Origin of the sequence: Streptomyces sp. NPDC093221, assembly GCF_044753885.1 — a bacterium.
Classification (GTDB): domain Bacteria; phylum Actinomycetota; class Actinomycetes; order Streptomycetales; family Streptomycetaceae; genus Actinacidiphila.
In genome coordinates this window covers 1-1048 of the sequence record NZ_JBIVOA010000020.1, presented here as the reverse complement: position 1 = coordinate 1048, position 1048 = coordinate 1, and the positions used below count along the sequence as shown (strand labels likewise).

1 protein-coding gene is annotated in these 1048 nt (G+C 69.0%); it reads right to left on the bottom strand.

The window, feature by feature from the left end:
* Positions 1-947: IS481 family transposase (locus tag ACIQCJ_RS35815; RefSeq protein WP_402714030.1), on the bottom strand; the 947-nt coding region annotated here is incomplete at its 3' end.
* Positions 948-1048: the final 101 nt, after the last annotated feature.

Sequence of the window (1048 nt, the reverse complement as noted above, 5' to 3'; positions counted from 1 at the left end):
TGACCTGGAGGGTTGTTGACGCGGGTGATGGGTGGCTGGCCGCCGAGTGCGGTGTGGGTGCGGTGGTGGTTGTAGGTGTGGAGGAAGTCTGCCAGGGCTGCGGTCCGCTGGTCGTTGGTGGTGTAGGGCTGTTGGTAGGCCCATTCGTCGAGCAGGGTGCGGTTGAAGCGTTCGACCTTGCCGTTGGTCTGTGGGCGGTAGGCGCGGGTGAGTTTGCCGGTCGCGCCGAGGTCGGTCAGGGCCTGCTTCCACAGGGCGCTTTTGCGGTAGGACCAGGCGTTGTCGGTCAGGACGCGTTCGATGCGGGTGATGCCGGTGGTGGCGAAGAAGGCTGCTGCGCGGCGGAGGAAGTCTGCGCAGGTGGCGGCTTTCTCGTCGGGGTGGACTTCGCTGTAGGCCAGGCGTGTGTGGTCGTCGACGGCGGAGTGGATGTAGTCGAAGCCGGCACCCGGTTTCCCGGCCCGGGTGGCCTGGCGGCCGCGGGTGCGCCAGCCGCCGCCGTCGGGGATCCGGCCGAGTTTCTTGACGTCGATGTGGATCAGTTCGCCGGGGCGGTCGCGTTCGTAGCGGCGGATGATGTCGCCGGTGGGCCGGTCGATGTATGCCAGGCGGTTCAGGCCGTGGCGGACCAGGACCCGGTGCACGGTCGAGGCGGGCATGCCCAGGACCGGGCCGATCCGGGCCGGCCCGAGCTTGCGGGTCTGGCGCAGCTCGCACACGCGGGCCTCGACCGCGGCCGGGGTGCGGTGCGGTGTCCTGTGCGGCCGGCTGGAGCGGTCGTGCAGACCGGCTTCGCCCTCGGCCCGCCACCGCCTGACCCACTTATGGGCCGTGGTCCGCGAGATCCCCATCTCGGCGGCGACATGCGCCACCGGGCGGCCCGAGCGGACACGCTCGACAAGGATCCGTCTGCCGTGAACGGTCAGCCGGGCATTACGGTGGGACACGAAGACCTCCGTGCGGTGCAGTCCTAGACAGCTCCACCACACCGGAGGTCTTCGCCATGATCAAGCACCGGCACATGTCAACAACGCTCGTGATCAATACA